Raw genomic sequence first — 20,329 nt, 5'->3', positions numbered from 1 at the left:
TTCATTATGCTTCTAACCAAATCAAAATATTCCTGACCTAAAAGTGGATTTTTCTTCTAGACGAAAGACGCTCCTTTCCTCAGAATACTTGTTCAGAAATCGCATTGTAACTCCTTTTTTATTTTATCAAAATCAACCATATTATGCATCTTCCAACATTGTAAAATTAGTTACAGAAAATATCCTTTAAAATCCCATAAGGAAAAATAATGTTCTCATCCTATTTTTATACTCCAAATCTTAATTCAATATGCTATACTCGGGGCAAGCAATAACATCAAGCGATAGGCTCATGTAATCACTGCATCATCAATCCACGATTCTGGAGGAGAACCGATGAACAAAATTACAATTGCCGTGATTGGCTGCGGCACGATTGCGAACAGTGCCCATATCCCTGCTTACATGGCTAATACAGATGCTGAAATTAAATATTTCTGCGATCTTGTGAAGGAACGGGCCGATGCCGCTGTAACGAAATACGAGTGCGGTCAAGCCATTGAGGATTATCATCAGATTTTAAATGACCCTGAGGTTGATGCGGTATCGATCTGTACACCGAATGACGGTCATGCATCCATCGCCATTGATTGCTTGCGAGCAGGTAAGCATGTATTATGCGAAAAACCAGCAGCACGGACCTATGCTGAAGCACTGGAAATGCAAAAGGTTCAGCACGAAACAGGCAAGACGCTCAATATTGGGGTCGTCAACCGGTATAATGAAAGCGTTAACAGGATTAGGAAGATGATCCAAAATGGTGATCTTGGTGAAATCTATCATGTATATGCGAGCTTCCGCTCCCATCGCTCCATTCCAGGATTGGGCGGTGCCTTCACAACTAAATCCATCGCGGGTGGCGGTGCTTTGATCGATTGGGGCGTTCACTACCTCGATATCGTAATGTACTGTACTGGAGATCCAAAGCCGAAGACTGTTTCTGGACAAACCTACTGCAAACTAGGCAAGGATATGGAGAATTATACCTTCCTCAACATGTGGGCAGGTCCACCGAAATACGACGGCACTTATGATGTTGATGATTTCGTCACCGCTCTTGTGCGCACCGAAGGTCCAACTATTTCTCTAAACGGTGCATGGGCACAAAATATTGGTACAGATGAGAGTTACATCGACTTCTTAGGTGACAAAGGTGGGATCCGATTGAAGTATGGCGCAGACTTCACCTTTTACAGTACAAATGACGGTGCACTAACCGAAACAACACCAAAATTCAATCACGGAAGCATGTTCCAGAATGAAATTGATGGTTTCATTCGATGCATTCAAACCGGAGAAAAGCAACCTTCGCATATCGATACAGTCATCCTCTCCTCCCAGATTATTCAAGCAATTTACGATTCATCCGACCAGCACGGAGAAGTATCGCTGGAGCCTGTTGTCCAAACAGCTAATCATCAATAATTCTATATTTCAATCCGACGAAGAGCTGCTCACTAGGCCGTAAGGACCTAGGGCAGCTTCTTTATATGGAATCAAATCATTTTTCATCCTATTTAGAGCCTCCATCCTACTTCCTAAAAAAAGAAACCCTACAAAATCGTCCTAAGTACATGTTTCACCTCTGTGCACAGTGGGTAATTGTTATAAGCATATTATTACGGTTAATCGGACCTACTCAAGTGATGGTTCGTTACCTACTTACGCATTTTGCATATATCCATTTGGGCTGAGAGAAGCAGTAGCATCATTAAAGAGCTGCTTGACCTATCACAGGTATTTCAGGAATTCATGTGTGAGAACGCATACTTTTTTGTATGCAGGGCATACAGGCTTGAAATGTTTCGGATGGATGCATCAGGGGATTACACAGTTTAGCAAGCTACTATGCATATAAAGGTGGAATTTTCGGTATATAAGTCAATACCGTAACGAAAATTGTGACTTGAATTTGTTAGCACCCTTCAGGGTTCCTCTTTAACGCTTTTCCATCCCTTAACCATGCAACTAATCCTATCCATTTTGATATTTTTTAAAGCTAACTTGCTTGGCTTCATTTCAGCTATTACATATATAAGGCTGATGCCTTCTCTTAATTCTGGAATCACACATGTGGTGTAACCCTCTACTCTCTGCCGGATCATATGCCGAATGCTCCTGATAATATGGACTTCTTCCAAAGGGGCGATTGAATGATAGTACTAGAGCATGTGAACAAAGTTTATGATAATGGCTTTCACGCACTGAAAGACATTAACCTCGAATTCAAAAAAGGTGAAATCACCGTCCTAATCGGTCCAAGTGGATGTGGTAAATCTACAACCATGAAGCTGATCAATGCACTTAACACGCCATCTTCAGGCAAAGTGCTCATTGACGGCAAGGATATCTCCGAGATGAATCCGGTAGAACTGCGGCGCAATATCGGTTATGTCATTCAAAGCGTTGGTTTATTTCCGCATATGAATATTTCCAAGAATGCCGGTGTCGTTCCGCGTCTGAAGAAATGGGATAAAGACAAAACAGACCAAAAGGTAAATGAATTGCTTGATATGGTCGGACTGGATCACAAAACCTACGGCTCCCGCTATCCCTCAGAGCTTAGTGGGGGACAACAGCAGCGCGTAGGTGTAGTGCGGGCACTTGCCGCTGAACCTGATATCATTCTCATGGATGAACCATTCTCCGCACTGGATCCCATCAGCCGTGAGCAGCTTCAGGATGAACTGATCCGGCTTCAGCAGGATCTCCATAAGACGATTATTTTTGTAACGCATGATATGGATGAAGCGATCAAAATTGCAGATACCATCGTTCTTATGAAAGATGGTGAAGTGATGCAGACCGGTAGACCGGATACGATACTAAGACATCCTGCGAACGATTATGTACGTAACTTTATCGGTTCGAACCGTCTGCAAAATGAAAATGAAAGCAGCTACGAAATTCCGCTTGTAGATGAAGTGATGATTACGAATCCGGTCACAGCATTCCCAAGCAGAGGATTAGCCGAAGCTATCAAATTGATGGAAATAAAACGGGTAGACTCACTGCTCATTGTGGACCGTAATCGTCAGCTTCACGGCGCGGTTTCAATCTACCGAGTTCTCGATCAATACGGGGAAGAAGGGAAAACTGTAGCTGATGTGATGCATCCAGTCCGTTACTCCGTAGCATCCGGAAGCTCGCTGACCCAAGCTATTGAAATTATGGACAATCATCAGCTTAGCAATCTACCGATTATCGATAGTAACAACCGGTTCCTCGGATTAATTACAAGAGGTAGTGTAGTTAAACATTTGGCCGAAGTATATCCAGCTATGGCCCCTCCGCTGCCGAACGGAGAGGATGAGTAATATGAACGCATTCTGGAGCTTTATTACGGATCGTTATCCGGATATTTTGAAGGCATTACAGGAGCATCTGATCCTCTCGTTCTCTTCCGTATTACTTGGGACAATTGTTGCAGTACCGATCGGAATACTGCTTGTATACAACCGGATAAATTGGATTAATAGTATTGTATTTTTCATTACGAACCTATTTCAGACTGTTCCGAGCTTGGCACTTCTAGCTATTCTCATTCCCTTACTCGGTATTGGGATGAAGCCCGCCATTCTGGCACTCTTCCTATACTCCTTAATGCCAATTCTGCGGAATACTTACGACGGCTTTCATTCCGTGGATAAAGGTGTGCTGACTTCAGCCAAAGGAATGGGATACAGTACTGCTCAAACCATTCTAAAGATTCAGCTTCCTCTATCTCTCCCATATATCATGTCAGGTATCCGTATCACGACAGTCTACATCATCAGCTGGGCGACACTCGCTTCCCTGATTGGTGCTGGCGGTTTGGGACAGCTTATTGTATCCGGACTTGGAGTTAACAAACCTGAGATGATATTTATCGGTGGTATTGGCGCCATTCTCCTAGCACTTGTAGCCGATGGTCTGCTTGGTCTCCTTGAGAGCTGGCTCAGTAAACACTACCATCAAAATCAGACCCGGGACGCTGCGGTATGAGTAACATGAATCTGAAACCGCGAACCAGACCGAATAAGGGAGACGTGATGAAACTGAATAAACTCAAATGGATACCGATGCTAGTCTGTATGATCGCTCTTGCCTCATTCACCTCAGCGTGCGGAGTAAAGAGTGAGATTACGATTGGGACTCAAACCTATACCGAATCCAAAATTATTGCTGAAATGTATAAAGCCTTGATCGAAGACCAAACCAACCTGAAGGTGGATATTATTCCCGACTTAGCGTCAAGTTCCCTTATCATCGATGCGATGAAAAGAAACGACGTCCAGATGGCGACATTCTATACAGGTGAAATTTTTAACAACCATTTTCCAATCAGCGGCTCGAAAGACCGTGACACCGTCTTGAAGGAAGCGCAAGAAGGATTTCGGGAACACTTCGGTTTCACTTGGATGGACCCTCTGGGCTTTGAGAATACCTACGCGTTCACCGTCAGAAAGGATATTGCGGAATCGAATGGGTATACCAAAATTTCCGATGTTAAACAAGACATGGATAAGATGAAGCTCGGGGTAGATACCACCTGGCTGGAAAGAAGCAGCGATGGGTACCCTGCCTTCTCCAAAGCATATGACATCAAATTCGGCCAGGTTTTCCCTATGGAGATCAGTCTGGTATATAGTGCGGTAGCTAATAAGCAGGTCGATATTGTTTTGGCCTATTCTACAGATTCCCGGCTAAAAGCCTACGAGTTACAGACACTTCAAGATGACAAACAATTCTTCCCTCCATATGATGCAAGTCCGGTACTTCGTTCGGACCTTTTGAAAGAGCATCCTGAAATTCAGGATACAATAGCGCCTTTAATCGGTCATCTGGATGCAGATACGATGATATCGCTCAACTATCAGGTGGACATTGAGAAGAAAAGTGAGCGAGAGGTTGCCATTTCGTACTTGAAAGAGCAGGGCCTCTTGAAAAGCTAAAGGAGGGTTACTATGGAAAGTGAACAATTAACATTTGCAGACTTCTTATCCTATATATCACGAAATAAAGATATGCTCTGGGAGTATTTTCTACAGCATCTCACCATGGTCGGTATCGGTCTCGGATTAGCCGTCATCATCGGTGTGCCCCTCGGCATTCTATGCTCCAAAAACAAATGGGCAGCCAAAATCATCCTATTTATAACCAATATTCTTCAGGTCGTACCGAGCCTTGCTATGCTCGTCGTCCTCATGCTGTGGCTGGGACTTGGAACGAAGACCGTCATGGTCGGACTCTTCCTATATTCACTTAATCCGATTGCTCGTAATACCTACGTCGGTTTAAAGCAAGTCGATCCAAGCTACCTCGAATCGGGTAAAGGAATCGGTATGAGCCCCTTCCAATTGCTCGTTAAAGTGCGCTTCCCCCTTTCGCTGACGTATATCATGTCAGGGCTTCGTATTGCGGCAGTTATTGCCATCGGTGTCGTAACGATCGCCCCTCTCGTTGGTGGAGGCGGTTTAGGGCGTGAAATATACGCAGGACTGAACAGTAATAACTCGCTTCGGATTTTTGCAGGTGCTATCCCTGCTGCGGTGTTAGCTATCTTCGCGGATGTTGTGCTAGGCATACTGCAGCGCAAAATGGATTTGGCTAAGCGGAAGTCGTCCAGCGTGGCCCCAGCTCCTGCCAAAACACAAAATGTGGGCTGATGATTGTAAGAAAGTGTACTTTGACTTCAAAAAGGGCATCCCTCAAGAGTATAAGATCTTGTGGAATGCCCTTTTTCTTGTTAATAGATACATCTCGTATAAGTCATTGCTACCACCATTATTCCCTTCGCTCTAAGTACATAGTTGATGGATACGCCTTTTATTTTTTATTGACGTGTAATCCATTTCCCATTCGTAAAGTCAGGGATTGCAATAGGGTGTCCCCCCATAGCAATAGAATCTTCAGACAGCGTGGAGATACACATCCATGATGCCATGTCATAGACATCCAGTGGTGTTTGAGTACCTTTCTTCACACTTTCAAAGAAATCTGCCAATACAAGCCAATCCGCACCACCATGTCCGCCTTGCACGCCTTCCTCTAAGAACTTGCTCCAAATTGGATGCTCATACTTCTCTCTGAACTCTTCAGCGTTACCCCAGTTTTTATTCCAAGATTGGTAATGATCATGGCTCCCATCAATGTATACAGATTGATTTTCTTCAGTATACATCCCCTTTGTCCCTCTTACCGTAAATCCTCTGGAATAGTATCTCGGCAATGTTGTATCCAGCGTGATAGTAATCGTCTCACCATGAGCACACTTTATAATTGTTGTAACAATGTCTCCTTGCATAAAGTCAAGCTTAGCCAGCTCACTATCATGACTCTTTTCATTCTTTATGTACTCTTTCATACCTTTAGCTTTGGAGGCCATGGATACGAGAGAAACCATGCGGTTACCACGATTGATATCTAAGATACGAGCAATGGGTCCGATTTCATGTGTGGGATAATTCTCACAGTTACGATTGATATAATTATCTAAACGATAGTGGCGATTCTCATAACCGTAGGCAATCTCATCTCTCAAATCATGCTGATATCCACCAGCACAATGTACGATTTCTCCAAATAATCCCTGCTTAACCATGTTAAGAACCATAAGCTCATCTCTGCCATAACAACAATTTTCCAAGATCATGCATGGTATTTTTGTTCTTTCGTATGCTTCTACTAATCTCCAGCACTCCTGTACCGAATATGCACCTCCAACTTCAGTAGCTACATATTTACCAGCTTCCATAGAAGCAATCGCAATATCGATATGATCTGCCCATGATGTGCTAATAATTACTGCATCAATTTCATCGATTGAGAGTACTTCTTGATAATCAATCGTTACAAAGGGTCTTGAACCCTGTTTCTCTTCTACTTTATCTGCTGCCTTTGTCTGTCTATCTTCATATCGGTCACATAGAGCAACGACCTCAACATCCGACATGTTAAGAATAACAAGCCTTAATAGCCCCATACCTCTGCCACCTAATCCGATCATTCCAATTTTAATTTTTTCTTTCATATTGTAAACCTCCCTTTAATAGCGTTATTAAGCTACAAGATCTTACTCACTCATCTTATTAGACTGTCTTGATCATATACTTCTACATATGAAATCCAGCCGTGTATTCCGTTGCAGTCTTCACATTCAACAAAGACGCAATGGATTGACCTTCAGTCGATGGCTTTCGTTCCAAATAAATAGCCGATGGATCCTTTAACGGGATGATCTGAAGCAGCAGGTCGGTACACATAATGCCAGGCATAAATCGTTTCAGACCAATTTCCCAAACCGAACCAGTATAGAAATGATCGGCGAGAAGCTCTTTTTCTCCACTTTTTCGCAATACCGCGAAATCGCCTTCATATTCGATCAGTAAAAAAATATCGTTAATTCCTAGCTCACATTGATCAAAATCCTCAGCTTCAAACCTAATACTCCATTGTTTGACTTCATGTTGTACTCCATCATAAGACAGAATACCATCCGCTAACGCGGACGCTTTCACGGTCACATCATTCTTTTTTACTATCCTTGAGTAATGCGAAAATGGTCCCTTGATGCATACATTTGCTTCCTCATTTTTGAACAGCAATCGCTGTGGTGGCGCTGGTAATACCGCAACATCCATAAGCCCAGGCTGCTTGTTCAGTAAACGAACTTGTTCTTTCTCAAAGAGCAGGTCGGATTCACTTAAAAATAGCCTTTCTTTTCCCCAGATTTCTGATTTATAGCAATGTAGCGCCTCTAATTTTGTCATAATTAGAAATTCTATTTTTGTGCCATCCGCTGTAGTTAATCGAAGCAAACAATCAGTACCTGCCTTTAGCCCTGATAAGATCACCTTACCCTCATGCTGACTAACTACCTCTCCATTTCCGGAAGTCTCAATATTATTCACGGCAACTCCCTCTAGGGCGCATTCCACCTGAATTCCAGATAACGCAAAGAATATATAGATGTGTTTACCGTTATGTTCAAGTCTTGCAAACAACTGTGCAGTGGCGTAATGTAATAGCGCTCCGCCTTCTAACGGCATATTGAAAGGAAAAATCGCACGCTCTCCTTTAGGAATAGTTACTGGGTTTTGTGGAAAAAGAAGCTTCTCTCCATCTGCAAGCGTAAATTCAAAACGTATAGGCCCGATCTGCTTCGTCTCCTGCGAGCGAACGTAATTGTTCAAAAACAAAAATCCGCTATATCCATCTGACCGTACCACACATTTTAATGTATCCTTATCCATACGATCTATAGGCTGTTGTTTAGGCAGTATTGACTCCATTGGAGCTAATCGTTCACCAAAATCTCGTAAAAACATGTGCAGTAGTTTCAATTCATGGTAAGCTTCGCGAATCTGACCATATTCGCCAATTGGCGATTGAAAGTCATAAGAAAGTATAGGATAGTTGTTTGGATAGCCGGTCGACTGGGATTCATGCAACGTGGACAATTTACCGACTGGATTTGTGCCGCCATGAAACATGTAATATCCCGGCCAATTGCAGCCACTGCCTATTTTTACAAGAGCCATGGAGACAATATCATCAGCTGAAATGATCGGTCTGCGATGGTATGTCACTTGATTACCACTACCAAGTTCACACATAAAGTAAGGATAACGTTCAATTCCAGGTGGATTTAATCCACGTTTATCCAAGTCAGTCGTTATCAAATCATTACCAACATTAGAATCGTCTCGAAGATGGCTGAAAAAGAAATTCACACTTGGTGGCATTGGATCTGTATGCTGCGCCCAAGGAGCTTCAGGATATCCTCCGAACATGGGCAACATTTCACCCTCCGGAATGGAATCGAATTGCCCGCCTGCAGCGGTTGCTGAATAGAACGGTACGTCAAACCCGACGCTTATAGCAATATTCTTAAGTTCGGACATATGCTCTTGACCGCCCAAATATTCGTTTTCAATCTGCACTCCGATAATTGGCCCTCCATCCTTGAAAAGCATACCTTGAACCTGCCCAAATATTTGTTCATAATGACGATGAACATAAGTTAGATATACCGAATCGTTAGTACGAATACGGCATTTGTTAATAACCCAATCCGGGAAACCACCGTATCGGACTTCTCCATGACAATAAGGACCTAACCTTAAGTAGAGGAATAATCCATGCATTGCACATAACTCCGAGAACTTACGAATATTTCTCGAATCTGTCCATTCATGCTTGCCTTCGCTTTCTTCATGATGATTCCAAAAAATATATGTCGCCACAATTTGAATTCCACATGCCTTCATCTTTAAGAGCTCTTCTTCCCAATAATCAGCAGGATAACGTGAATAATGCATTTCACCCATTACAGGAAGGAAAGGAGTTCCATTGTAGGTTAAATACTTGCTGTTGACATCGAGCATGTCACCTTCTGGATTACTCCCTCCCATGCCCCTAAAAATAGTCTCTGGCATACAACGTTGTGAGGATATGTCGAATGTATAGACGTTATCGCTTAGGCTACGATTGTCCTGGCTATCGTTCATTTTTGTCACCCCTTCACAGTTTGATCTTGCTCAAGCTTCGTAAATTCGCACCAATTTCCTAGGAAACAGGTTAGTTTGTAAAAAAACCGGAGGCGTACCTCCGGTCCCTAGTTTCATCCCTGTCTCAGCAATCTCCATTAAATACTTCGAAACAACGACGTTCATCTAAGTCATTATTTTAGTTCAGCTGCTTTATCGTTCAATATTTTAAGAATCGCATTGTAGTCGCCTAGTTTGAGTAACTCGGCTTTATACGAATCCCATTCATCAAAACTTTTCTCTCCTGTAATAAATTTAGTCGTCATTTCTGCCACATAGGTATCGATCGGGGTCATCGTCTCCGTCCGAATTGACTGCTCTTCTTTGGTCAGACGGATGAACGGAGCTCTATCCATTGGAGCGATCGACTCCTTACCGCCCAATTTATCTGTAATAATAAAGTTTTTCTCTTTTACATATTCACCCTTAGCGTAAAACGGCATCGGCTTATATTTTCCGATATCCGAACTAAACTCAGCGGGCGAGAACACAATTCCTGCCCTGCTATAGCCCCCTATACCGAAAGGTTCCAGGGCTTTGGATGGTATTGGGGCATTCATAATTTCTGGCAATAACTGCTTGACACCGTTCACCACTTCATATGTCTTGCCTTCGATGCCCCAGTTGAGAAGATCGATCATTTCATCAGAGTATTGGTAGTCGATCATTTTGACGACTAGCTCTGGATTTTTCGTCTTAGCGGATATAAGCACACCATTGTAAGGTCGAATACGCTGGCCCGGTTCAACAGAGCTCAGCTTCCATGGAACTCCGTAGCTTTCATTGGCCGGAAGCATCGACCCACCCCATTCCATCCCTTGCTGAGCACTGTTGAACTCATCAACAAATCCGTACCAAACTAGAGGTATCATGAATGACTTACCGGTCGTTGCCTTCTGCTTCACCTGATCCTCAGACTGGGTGAAAATTTCAGGATCTAACAGCTTGTCTTTATATAGCTGGGCAGCATACATGATCGCCTCCTTGTAAGCGTTTTCTACTGGAGCGAAAGCAAACTCTTTACCATTCCAGTAAATGCTGGTGGATGTATGATGAATGTTAACCAATCCATCCTGAATCTTCGGCCACGGGAAGCTCGTAACCGGATATGAGTCAGGATACAGTACTTTCAGCTGCTTAGCAGCGTCGTAGAACTGTTCCAGTGTTTCCGGAATCGGGATATTATGCTTCTGGAACACATCAAACCGATAAAGAGAGCCATAAGCCGATCCTTCGTTATTTGCTTTGTTAGACCAACCGTCACCAAAAAAGTACATATTTCCTTCTGGGGTATATAAGCTGGATTTCGAATACGGCGTTTCATCAACAAATTTCTTGTAGTTTGGTGCGTGCTCATCTAAGTATTTGGAAATATCCAGTACGATGCCTTGCCGCCCATACTGGGTAGTCAGGTCACCGTCAGTGTTCGTCATAATATCAGGTAAATCACCGCTAGCAAGCGTTAATTTGAATTTGTCGCTATATTCCCCCCAGGGCACATATTGCCAGTCAATTTCGAGCTTCCGTCCGATATGTGCCTCCATTCGCCGCTGCCATTCTTCTTGAACTTCCGTTCCAGCCGGCGAAGCCCCAAATGTTGCTGCCATAATAGACAGCTTTAAAGGCTTGTTATCTCCCCCGTTGTCTCTGGATTCCGGCTCATTTGCGCCTGACTGACAACCTGTCAAAGCGATGGACAGCAGCAGAAGAGCTGTCAACATGATCATACTTTTCTTTTTCATCCGAACCACCCTCTTCATAAATAATGTAATCTAGCCTTTTATAGAACCGATCATCATACCCGATACGAAATGCCGCTGAAGAAACGGGTAGAGGAAAAGTATCGGCAAAATCGTCACCATGACTGTCGCCATCTTAATATTTTTACCGTGTAGCTTCATCGCTGCGACCAGCTGAAACGTCTGCGCATTCATCGCACCAGTGTCTGTTTCTGTGATCATTTTGCGAAGTAGCATCTGAATCGGATATTTGTTCTCGTCGTTCAAATAGATAAGCGCTTCAAACCAACCGTTCCAAGCACCGACGATTCCGAACAGGGCGAAGGTCGCCAGAAGAGCCTTGGACAATGGCAAATAGATTCGAAACAAAATCGTGATATCGTTTGCCCCATCCATATGTGCCGATTCGCGCAGTTCTTTGGGTAAGTTCTGAAAAAATGTACGGAATATGATTACATTAAAAGCAGAAATGGCACCAGGAATAACCATCACCCACAACGTATCGATCATCTGCAGCTTGCGGATAAGCAGATAGGTTGGGATCAAGCCACCGCCGAAAAACATCGTAATTGTCAAAAAGATTGTGATGAATTTTTTCAGAACGAACTCCTGCATTGATAGCGGATACGCCATCAGGGACGTGAGTGTCAGCATAACAAACGTACCTACGGTTGCATAGATCACAGTGTTCCGAAATGAGATCATCAGCCTTGGTTCCTGAAATATATATTTATAGCCTTCCAGATTGAAACCTTTCGGAAACCAACTTACTTTTCCCTGAATAATTTCTGATGGATTGCTGAGGGAAATCGCAAGCGTATTAAGAAGTGGATAAAGCATAATGATACACAGCAAGATCATAAACGAATAGTTAAACACATTGAACAGTTTAGAGCCAAATCCTTCATTATAAGCTTTCATAGGCGCATACTCCTACCATAGACTTGTTTCTGACACTTTCCTAGAAATGCGATTCCCTGTTACAACAAATATCAGCGCCACAATCGACAGCATCAACCCAACAGCGGTGCTGTATTCATATTGTGCCCCCAGGATTCCTTGACGGTAGACGAACGTATCAATGACATCCGCAGTCTCGTAAATATTCGGGTTGTACATAAGCAATATTTTTTGAAAATCGCTTCCGACAATACTGCCTAGCGAGAGTATAAGCAGAATGGTCGTCGCTGGCAAAATAGCAGGCCAAGTAATATGTATCATACGTTTCCAGCGATTAGCACCGTCGATCGTTGCCGCTTCGTACAGCACTTCATCTACCCCCGATAAAGCCGCCAGATAAATAATGGTCCCCCAGCCGATTCCCTGCCATATACCAGAACTAATAAAGAGCGTTCGGAAATAATCAGGTTGCGACAACATCGGCACCGATTCCATACCAAACCAACTTGTAATCTGATTGAATAGTCCATCCATCGCCGTAAATTCCTTAATGAAGCCGACAATAATAACCACCGACAGAAAATGAGGAAAATACGTAATTGTTTGTACCCAACGTTTAAACCAACGTATCTTCAACTCGTGCATCAGCAGCGCTAGAATGATCGGTGCGGGAAAACTCCACAGAAGCGAGTATAGACCCAGCAATACGGTATTCTTAATAATGCGTAAACTGAGTGGATTGTTGAAGAATGAAAAGAAGTGTTTTAATCCTACCCAAGGACTGTTCCATATGCCTGCAGCGACATCGTAGTCCTTAAAAGCAATCAGAATACCGTAAATCGGAAAATACTTGAACAGCAGTACAACCAAAAATCCTGGAAGCGTCATCAACAACAAGTATTTTTGCTTTACACATAGACTAATAAAGCGACTCAATTCCAATCCCTCCTCTCTTTTATTCTTAAATAAATCACGCATCGTGCGTGGTGGTTTTAGTATGTTTAAGAAGATCATGTAAACGCAATCTTCAACTATTAATCCGATATGCAAAAAGTATAATCGCCGACATTCAAAAATCGAAGCAATGTTCAATCTTTAATCTAAGCGTTCTTTTCCTCTTGCAATTGTTAGCCGAGTCTATACAATATAACATAATGATTTGTAAGCGCTATCAATCTTGGAAGGGTGACGATCTCCAAATGAAGTTCATTTCTAATATCATGTTGAACCGGGATAGCATTTATCTAAAAATCATCGCGGTTAATCTCATATTCATTGTGCTGTTTGCATCCTTGCTCACTTACAATTCAATCTACCTAAAGTCAACAATCAAACAAAACATAGACCAAACAAATAAAGATTCGCTGCTCAATATTGCTGGATCCATCGATCAAGAACTGACTAAAATAAAAAAAAGTGCCTTCTCGTTAAGTATGAATACTGATATTTACTCATTAAATCATAGCCGCTTTAACGCAGCCTACTATGAGCAGCTTCAAAAATTCAACCAAAGGTTGGGTGAATTGAACCGACTGATGCCGTTTAGTGCCTCGATGTATGTATATTTCAAGGAATCCGGTCTTGTCACTGGTGCAGACGGTAGCCGGAAATTAGACCTGTTCTACAACAAGTTGCGAAATGACTCCAGGGATTTCACCTGTAATTGCCTACATAAACTTGAAGCCGATGAAGTATGGGCGACTCACGAACAATTTGTTTTATACTCCTATCAAGTAAAAAACGTCGGATCCATCTTTGTAAAAATAGATAGAAGACATTTAGAAACGTACCTCAGGAACGCAGCGGCCGTTTTAAACAATACAATAACCATCACGACAGCAGATGGTCGACTCTTGGCAGGCAGCCGCCCCCTCAGCAATGAAGACATCACCATGCTGGATAACCGAATTCAACTGGACGGTAGATCGTATACTGGTATAGGACTAAGTATGAACAAGCTGCAGTATTCCATTTTGTACGGTGAGAATACGGTACAGGAAAAAATGAAGACCGCCAGTCGTTATACTGCCTTGCTATTTGGACTTTTCCTAGCTATCCATTTGTTCTTCATTGGCCTCAATCTGTTCGTATACAAGCCGATTAGCCGTACAATTAGAAAGCTGAATATAACTAACTCTAAGATGGAGAAGACGATTACAGAGCAATCAATCATCATGGAACAAAATGCGTTATTACGACTCGCCTCAAGCGGTACGCCGTCTGCAGTTCCGCAAAACATGCTCGAAGCACTGGCGTTAAAATACCGTTCTTATTATGTTGTATCCAGCCAGATTGAAGGTCATGACGGTCAACGTGCCTGGGCAGCAATCGAGGAATTTGAGCGTATACTTTCGGAATACTGCCCTTATCAGAAGCTACTTCACCGGCACGACACAGACGTGTACATTATTGAGGCAATGAACGAAGCGGACCCGCGAACCATTGTATCGTCCGTTTGCGACAGGCTAGCATCCAATTCACTCTTTATGATCTGCGGCATAAGCAGTTATCAGTATGATGTGCTGAATGTCCACTCCGCTGTGCAGGAAAGCCTTCTGGCGATCGAGCGCCATGCATACGATTCTGACGCGACTTGTCATATCGCCTATTATCCAGACATAGCAGCAATCCGAGAAGTGCCTTTTACACTCTCTCTTGAGAAAGAACAAGAACTTATCGCCTACGTCCTCAAGGGTAATACTGAGGGTGTCGAGCGTTTTTTCAATACGACCATACCAGCGATCATGGAGAAGCTGTGCTACAAGGAAATTCGCCATATGCTTCGCTATCTTCACGATTTGTTGAATATCATTGTCGCAAGCAAGAAAATGCAGACCAATCTCTCCGTCGATGCCGCACCACTTGAGTTGTCCGCGATGTTCGGTATTCCGGCTATGCTAACTTTGCTGAGAAAAAAATATAGTGAAGCAACCGCCTATTCCACCCAGCAGGACACAATACTATATGATAAGATCATTGCTTATATCGAAACCAATTATAGGCTTGATCTGTCGATGCAGATGATTGCTGATCATTTTTCTATATCAACCGTCTATTTGTCTAGTTATTTCAAAAAAAATGCCGGCTTCAATTTGAGCTACTACATCAATACTGTCCGAATTAAAGAATCGATCAGGCTGATGCAGGAGAACAAAGATCTACCGGTCAAAGAAGTTGCGGGGCGTGTCGGCTACACCAATGTTGGCACTTTTATCAGGCATTTCAAAAGGCTAAACGGCACGACACCAACGCAATATTTTAGTGTCACCACTTAAGCTTGTATCGGGGCAGGCGTAGGCGTCAGCCCCTCCACATAACGATCCAGTTCAACGACCTGCCCTTTCAAACGTGCTTCCTCGGCTGCGAAGGTAATGAGATGACTTTCTGCAGACGCGCTCGCATTTGTGCGCCCTTTTCCCTGCATTCCTTTACGTACCTGTATGACGAAATCCTCTACGAGTAGGGGATCAGCACCGAAATGTCCACCGGGACGTGTCATCGGTTTAATCACTTCCACCTCACCATCGAAAGTAGAAATTTCAATTTCATTTTTCTCCATATGCCCGCGAATTTGTCCGTTCGTACCGAACAGCTTGATTGTCCGATACCCTTCTGTTGTAAAAGCCATCATCGAGAAACTAGCCGTAACCCCATTCTCGAACTCCATGGAGACCACCTGGTGATCGACGATATCATTGTCGCATCGATAAACACAGCGGCCGTAAGGCCCATCCTGAATCGCCTTCAACCTTTCCTCCTTACGGTCAGAAAGCGTAACCTGCCATAGCCATTCACCGCGTTCCACATAAATTCGGTTCGCTGAGTATGCACAGGTCCGCTCTACGGCACAGCCGTCAAGACAGCGCCCCGTTGATCCCTCCGGTGCCTGTCCTTCATGAAAATGCATCAGCGAGCCAAAAGAAGCAACCCTCTTACACGGCTGATCTACTAGCCAATGTAATATGTCAATGTCGTGGCAGCTTTTAGATAACAGCATGAACGTTGATTTCTTGCTATTCCCCCAGTTGCCCCGAACGTAGCTGTGACTGTAATGAATGTTTCCAACATTTTCGATTAAATCGACCGAAACGAGCTTACCAATCACGCCTGATTCCACGACGGATTTTAACTTATGGAAGAATGGAGAATAACGCAGTACATGTCCAACCATCAAAATATTTCCGGTTTCATCCGCTTTCTTAGCCATGGCAAGTACTTCCTCAGGTTCCGGAGACATCGGCTTCTCCACCATGACATGATACCCCTTCTCTAACGCCAGCATCGTCGGCTCGTAATGGAGTCGATCCATCGTGCAAATCATTACAGCATCGCACATCTTCGGCTGGGCAAAGAAGGCCTCGAAACTGTCATAACATTGCTCGGCGGGAATTTGATGCTGTCCTGCAATTAGATCTGTCCGCTCGCGATTCGGTTCCGCAACCGCAACTACGGTACCTGCCGCCGGATTAGAGCGGAAATAATCGGCATAACCCAATCCTCTCGATCCTGCACCGATAATAGCTACTTTAATTCCGTTATGATTTTCCTTAGTCATCTCTATACTGCCTCCCTTTAAATAGTCACTCGCCTTCATTTAACTTTCTTTTTCATTTATCGTCTATGTTCATTCTTTAAGAAGATTGCGTGTTTTAAATATGTAGGCTGTTCATTTTTTAAAACGATCGTCATTATTCACACATTTTCTTCAGCCTCACTGTTACTTATCATCATGACATCTGATTTTTCGATTATTACAATCACAACGTGTGTAATTAAGTCAAAATTAAAAGGCATCAGTCCGGTGCAATACCGAACTAATGCCCAACATGAAGTCATTTCCACAAGTAGGGAGCGTTACTTCATAGCTTGCCGTTCAACTCGAACGAAAACTTAACTACTAACTACAAATGCTGCAGTGGCCCAACTGTAAGTCGGATCTTCTTGTGTACCGTCTTTATAAGTGGATATAAGTGCCCAGCGATCTTTACCGGATTTATTCGAATAAGAAGCATGGAAGAGCAGATCATGAAATATAATCGCATCTCCCTTTGATGCTGGTAAATCTAAAATCTGTGACGGATCAATATCCTCATCTCTTAATCGGTTACCAAATCCAAGACCGTCAGAGGCATCACCATTATGACGTATATCCCCGAGCAAATGCGACCCAGGCACAATTCGCAAACATCCGTTTTCTGGAATAGCATCATCTAACGCGATCCATACCGAAAACTTATGGCTGCCCTCCCAATAGGGATAATCTTGATGCCAAGGAGATCCAAAATCTGTACTTGCATCCTTAAACACAATTTTATCACTCAGAAACACAATCTTATCTCCAATAACTTCTTTAAGCGCTCCGACAAGCTCTTGCTTTACTGCCGCGGTTGCGAAGACAGGACTAGCAGCCGCCATGCCGACATATACACCCTCCTTGCCTACCTCTTTCTCCTTAAGCACTTTAATAGCCTCTTTTTTGAGTTCAAGAATCTCTTGGTCGGAAAATAAATTTTTCAATACAACATAACCATCACGATCAAATGAATCTTTCAACTTTAATGTCATATTAATCTTCCTCTCTGAATTTCTGTAGGCGTACGCCCTTTACCTGATTTAACAATTCGTGCGAAATGATAGGATGACTTAAAACCGCAGCGCTCTGCAATATCTCCGACTGCGAGACCCGTTGTACGGAGAAGTTCCACCCCGCGTTCCATACGGTATTGCCAAATATATTGCATCGGTGTCATTCCTGTATGCTGCCGAAACAGCCGTACGAGATGGCTCACGGATAGACAAGCACGAGCGGCTAATTGAGGTAAAGTTAAATCCTCCTGAAATCGTTCCTGAATAATTGTCTGTACTAGCGTAATGGCCGGATGAACTGTAAGCGCTACCGCGTCATTCTGGCACTCTACTGCATACTGCTGAAAGACACAAAGTGCGAGATTGTTAAGCACGATCGTACCGCCTGGCATCCCACGTCTTTGAAGCTTAACAAGCAAATCAAGCAGTTGGTTCATTTGTTCCGATATGGGGAGCTTATTAGGTAGCTTTTGCAGTTTTTCTAGCACTTCACTCTCTATTTCATATTCAAATACAGTAACCCAGCGATGCCAAGTTTCTTCCTTTTCAGCGAATGCAATGTACACTTTCTGACCAGGTAAAATAAGTATCATTTCTCCAGGTTTAACCTTGGTCACTGCACCGTCAATTGTGGTCAGCATTGAACCGGAATGTACCAGTACAACTTGTAGTTCGCTCTGAAGTCTTGGCCCATAGGTACAACCTGGTGAATTAACGATCGTTCCCGCATAGCATTCCTTTGCTACAAATACCGGACACAGCTCACCTACCTCCATTTTCTTGCCTCCAATCACTAGCTCGCAAACAACTAAAATATATCTCAAATTTCAACATATGAAAATGCACATAACACGCTACTTCATGTCTGAAATGCTCATTCAGAATGAATACCGATAGTCACCCAAGTATGTGTAGCAAATGTTCACTTTTGATCATGAAAAATCACCTCTAAATAGACTTTGATGAGCTTGTATGCGCTGTCTACTTAACCTTCTTTATGTGATTTTTGGAAGCTACAAAAGGAAAAAGCATTACCATAAACATGTTCCGAATGGAACCCGTCCGCTGATAATGCCTCTATTCGTTCTTTTGGTATAAAGTGAGCCTTTATTAGATATGTACGATAAGTCCGTCATACGCAACCCCAATGCCATAAGGTTCAAAGATTCTCATCCAATCGTCATGTTGTAGACCGGAGTTATGCGTAAAATGCGTGACATAAATCCGCCCCTCCTCCGTAAGAATTTGCTCTTGGTTGAATACGTTCTGGACCTCCAGAATCGTTTCTACAGACATATGACCACGCTGCTTCTTATCTCCTGTATTTCCATGTGTGCAGTCCAGAATTGCCAAATCTATCTTTCTGCCCTTCAGCCAAGCCCAAGTTTCATCGGGGAACCAACCTGTATCATTACCATATAAAACAGCCTTCCCATCTTTCTCAACACAGTAGATCAAACAAGTTTCCATCGGATCGTGATCTGCAAGCAGCGGCGTAACAAGAGCAGATCCAATTGCTACCGGTTGAAAAGGCATCATCCGCTGGAAGCTAAATCTGGCGCCTTCAAACTTCTCAAGGGCTTTCCGAGCATGATACATGGCTAGATCATTGCCGTAAATCCGTAACGGATGCTTGGTTCCATGCGCGAAGCCTTCAATCCGGCTGATCAGATCATTCGGGTAAAAATGATCGTAATGGGTGTGAGTCACGAGTAGATGCTCGATTCGCCCCATATCGATCTGATCTCGTAGAGCCTGCATTTGTGAATCAGCTGAGTAATCGAACTTCCAGGAATCATCGACGATGACTGAAGCTCTTGTGCGAATGTTTTTCCCACCGAGTTTACGAGCTGTAAGGCAAGCATCGCAGCGGCAAAATACATTAGGAAATCCTTCAGACGCAGCGGTCCCAAGAAAATGAATCTTCATTATGAAGCTTTCACACTCCTTATCGCTTTGGAATTGCTACTCAGGTTACTTTATTATAGATTCGCCATATTCGAATTTGATCCATTTCAACTTATACTCCGTTAATAATTCGTATTCATGTAAGTGTGCAGCCGATCTTAAGCTCCCTTCTCTTTTTATTACACCCGGAACTGTAGTTTCTCCGTTCTGCAACTCATTTTGCAATCCATAAGATTGATATAGAACGGACAAAAGCAGTGATACCTCTTCTTCTCCTTTGCCATCTTTATATAAGACAATCTCCTTATTCCCACTGGCCAATGATTTCTTCCACTGTACGTACTTACCACCAGAACCTTCACTAAGTCCAAATCCATCAAACTCGACAATGACTGTATCTTCTACGGTCTTTACTTGACCATCGATTTCATATTCCAGGTAAAAGGGGAATTCCCCATATGTATAGGCAGGTTTAGGAGGATTTTCTGTTAATGAAAGACCGATATATAACAATATCCAGGGCGCAGTAAAAAAAACAAAAACCCCAATAATAACTACTTTTAGACCTGTTAATGGAGATTTCACCTACGCTCCGAGCCCCCTAAGAATACATTCCCTTCATTACTGATACTATTCTATAAAAGATGGTTATATCCCTTGTCAATT

Annotated in this window: 17 protein-coding genes; 6 read left to right on the top strand and 11 right to left on the bottom strand. The window is 43.1% G+C overall.

What is annotated here, in order from left to right; genetic code table 11:
* Positions 1 to 336 precede the first annotated feature (336 nt).
* Positions 337 to 1,425 carry a Gfo/Idh/MocA family protein gene (locus ACK8P5_RS08625; protein WP_422660530.1) on the top strand — a complete coding sequence of 363 codons (1,089 nt, stop codon included), beginning with the start codon at positions 337 to 339 and terminating at the stop codon, positions 1,423 to 1,425.
* A gap of 500 nt (positions 1,426 to 1,925) precedes the next feature.
* Here the strand turns inward: ACK8P5_RS08625 and ACK8P5_RS08620 are convergent, their stop codons facing one another.
* Positions 1,926 to 2,105 carry a hypothetical protein gene (locus tag ACK8P5_RS08620; protein ID WP_422660529.1) on the bottom strand — a complete coding sequence of 60 codons (180 nt, stop codon included), beginning with the start codon at positions 2,103 to 2,105 and terminating at the stop codon, positions 1,926 to 1,928.
* Positions 2,106 to 2,153: 48 nt separating this feature from the next.
* Between ACK8P5_RS08620 and ACK8P5_RS08615 the strand changes: the two genes are divergently transcribed.
* The 4 genes from ACK8P5_RS08615 to ACK8P5_RS08600 are packed head-to-tail and all read left to right on the top strand — an operon-like array spanning position 2,154 to position 5,648.
* The gene (locus ACK8P5_RS08615) at positions 2,154 to 3,317 is read left to right on the top strand and encodes an ABC transporter ATP-binding protein (RefSeq protein WP_422660528.1); all 1,164 of its coding nucleotides are present in this window, start codon (positions 2,154 to 2,156) and stop codon (positions 3,315 to 3,317) included.
* 1 nt (position 3,318) lies between these two features.
* A complete protein-coding gene (locus ACK8P5_RS08610) occupies positions 3,319 to 3,984 on the top strand; it encodes an ABC transporter permease (protein WP_422660527.1) in 666 nt (221 codons plus the stop codon).
* A 47-nt stretch (positions 3,985 to 4,031) separates the two neighbouring features.
* Positions 4,032 to 4,934 carry an osmoprotectant ABC transporter substrate-binding protein gene (locus ACK8P5_RS08605; RefSeq protein WP_422661418.1) on the top strand — a complete coding sequence of 301 codons (903 nt, stop codon included), beginning with the start codon at positions 4,032 to 4,034 and terminating at the stop codon, positions 4,932 to 4,934.
* Positions 4,935 to 4,946: 12 nt separating this feature from the next.
* Positions 4,947 to 5,648, top strand: coding sequence for an ABC transporter permease (locus tag ACK8P5_RS08600; RefSeq protein WP_422660526.1), 702 nt, complete (start codon positions 4,947 to 4,949; stop codon positions 5,646 to 5,648).
* Positions 5,649 to 5,815: 167 nt separating this feature from the next.
* Here ACK8P5_RS08600 and ACK8P5_RS08595 read toward each other — a convergent pair whose 3' ends face one another.
* The 5 genes from ACK8P5_RS08595 to ACK8P5_RS08575 all read right to left on the bottom strand — a co-directional run bounded on the left by ACK8P5_RS08595 (position 5,816) and on the right by ACK8P5_RS08575 (position 13,105).
* Entirely contained in the window at positions 5,816 to 7,012 is a 1,197-nt protein-coding gene (locus ACK8P5_RS08595; protein ID WP_422660525.1) for a Gfo/Idh/MocA family protein, read from the bottom strand.
* An 82-nt stretch (positions 7,013 to 7,094) separates the two neighbouring features.
* Positions 7,095 to 9,491, bottom strand: coding sequence for a beta-galactosidase (locus tag ACK8P5_RS08590; protein ID WP_422660524.1), 2,397 nt, complete (start codon positions 9,489 to 9,491; stop codon positions 7,095 to 7,097).
* 173 nt (positions 9,492 to 9,664) lie between these two features.
* On the bottom strand, positions 9,665 to 11,272 hold the full coding sequence (locus ACK8P5_RS08585) for an extracellular solute-binding protein (protein ID WP_422660523.1): 1,608 nt from the start codon (positions 11,270 to 11,272) through the stop codon (positions 9,665 to 9,667).
* A gap of 30 nt (positions 11,273 to 11,302) precedes the next feature.
* The gene (locus ACK8P5_RS08580; RefSeq protein WP_422660522.1) at positions 11,303 to 12,190 is read right to left on the bottom strand and encodes a carbohydrate ABC transporter permease; all 888 of its coding nucleotides are present in this window, start codon (positions 12,188 to 12,190) and stop codon (positions 11,303 to 11,305) included.
* A 12-nt stretch (positions 12,191 to 12,202) separates the two neighbouring features.
* Positions 12,203 to 13,105, bottom strand: coding sequence for an ABC transporter permease (locus ACK8P5_RS08575; RefSeq protein WP_422660521.1), 903 nt, complete (start codon positions 13,103 to 13,105; stop codon positions 12,203 to 12,205).
* A 497-nt stretch (positions 13,106 to 13,602) separates the two neighbouring features.
* Here ACK8P5_RS08575 and ACK8P5_RS08570 point away from each other — a divergent pair, with 497 nt between their 5' ends.
* On the top strand, positions 13,603 to 15,444 hold the full coding sequence (locus ACK8P5_RS08570) for a helix-turn-helix domain-containing protein (protein ID WP_422660520.1): 1,842 nt from the start codon (positions 13,603 to 13,605) through the stop codon (positions 15,442 to 15,444).
* On the opposite strand, the gene ACK8P5_RS08565 is transcribed toward ACK8P5_RS08570, so the two are convergent.
* From ACK8P5_RS08565 to ACK8P5_RS08545, 5 genes are all read right to left on the bottom strand, one after another.
* Positions 15,441 to 16,724: a Gfo/Idh/MocA family protein gene (locus ACK8P5_RS08565; protein WP_422660519.1), complete on the bottom strand. Its 1,284-nt coding sequence runs from the start codon at positions 16,722 to 16,724 to the stop codon at positions 15,441 to 15,443. The two genes, ACK8P5_RS08570 and ACK8P5_RS08565, sit on opposite strands and share 4 nt — an antisense overlap.
* 335 nt (positions 16,725 to 17,059) lie before the next feature.
* Entirely contained in the window at positions 17,060 to 17,722 is a 663-nt protein-coding gene (locus ACK8P5_RS08560) for a phytanoyl-CoA dioxygenase family protein (protein ID WP_422660518.1), read from the bottom strand.
* Between the two features lie 8 nt (positions 17,723 to 17,730).
* A complete protein-coding gene (locus ACK8P5_RS08555; RefSeq protein WP_422660517.1) occupies positions 17,731 to 18,531 on the bottom strand; it encodes an AraC family transcriptional regulator in 801 nt (266 codons plus the stop codon).
* Between the two features lie 334 nt (positions 18,532 to 18,865).
* On the bottom strand, positions 18,866 to 19,684 hold the full coding sequence (locus tag ACK8P5_RS08550) for an MBL fold metallo-hydrolase (protein ID WP_422660516.1): 819 nt from the start codon (positions 19,682 to 19,684) through the stop codon (positions 18,866 to 18,868).
* A gap of 45 nt (positions 19,685 to 19,729) precedes the next feature.
* Positions 19,730 to 20,248, bottom strand: coding sequence for a hypothetical protein (locus tag ACK8P5_RS08545; protein WP_422660515.1), 519 nt, complete (start codon positions 20,246 to 20,248; stop codon positions 19,730 to 19,732).
* Positions 20,249 to 20,329: the final 81 nt, after the last annotated feature.

The organism is Paenibacillus sp. EC2-1 (assembly GCF_049311625.1).
GTDB lineage: Bacteria > Bacillota > Bacilli > Paenibacillales > Paenibacillaceae > Paenibacillus_AQ.
This window is presented reverse-complemented; position numbering and strand designations above follow the sequence as displayed.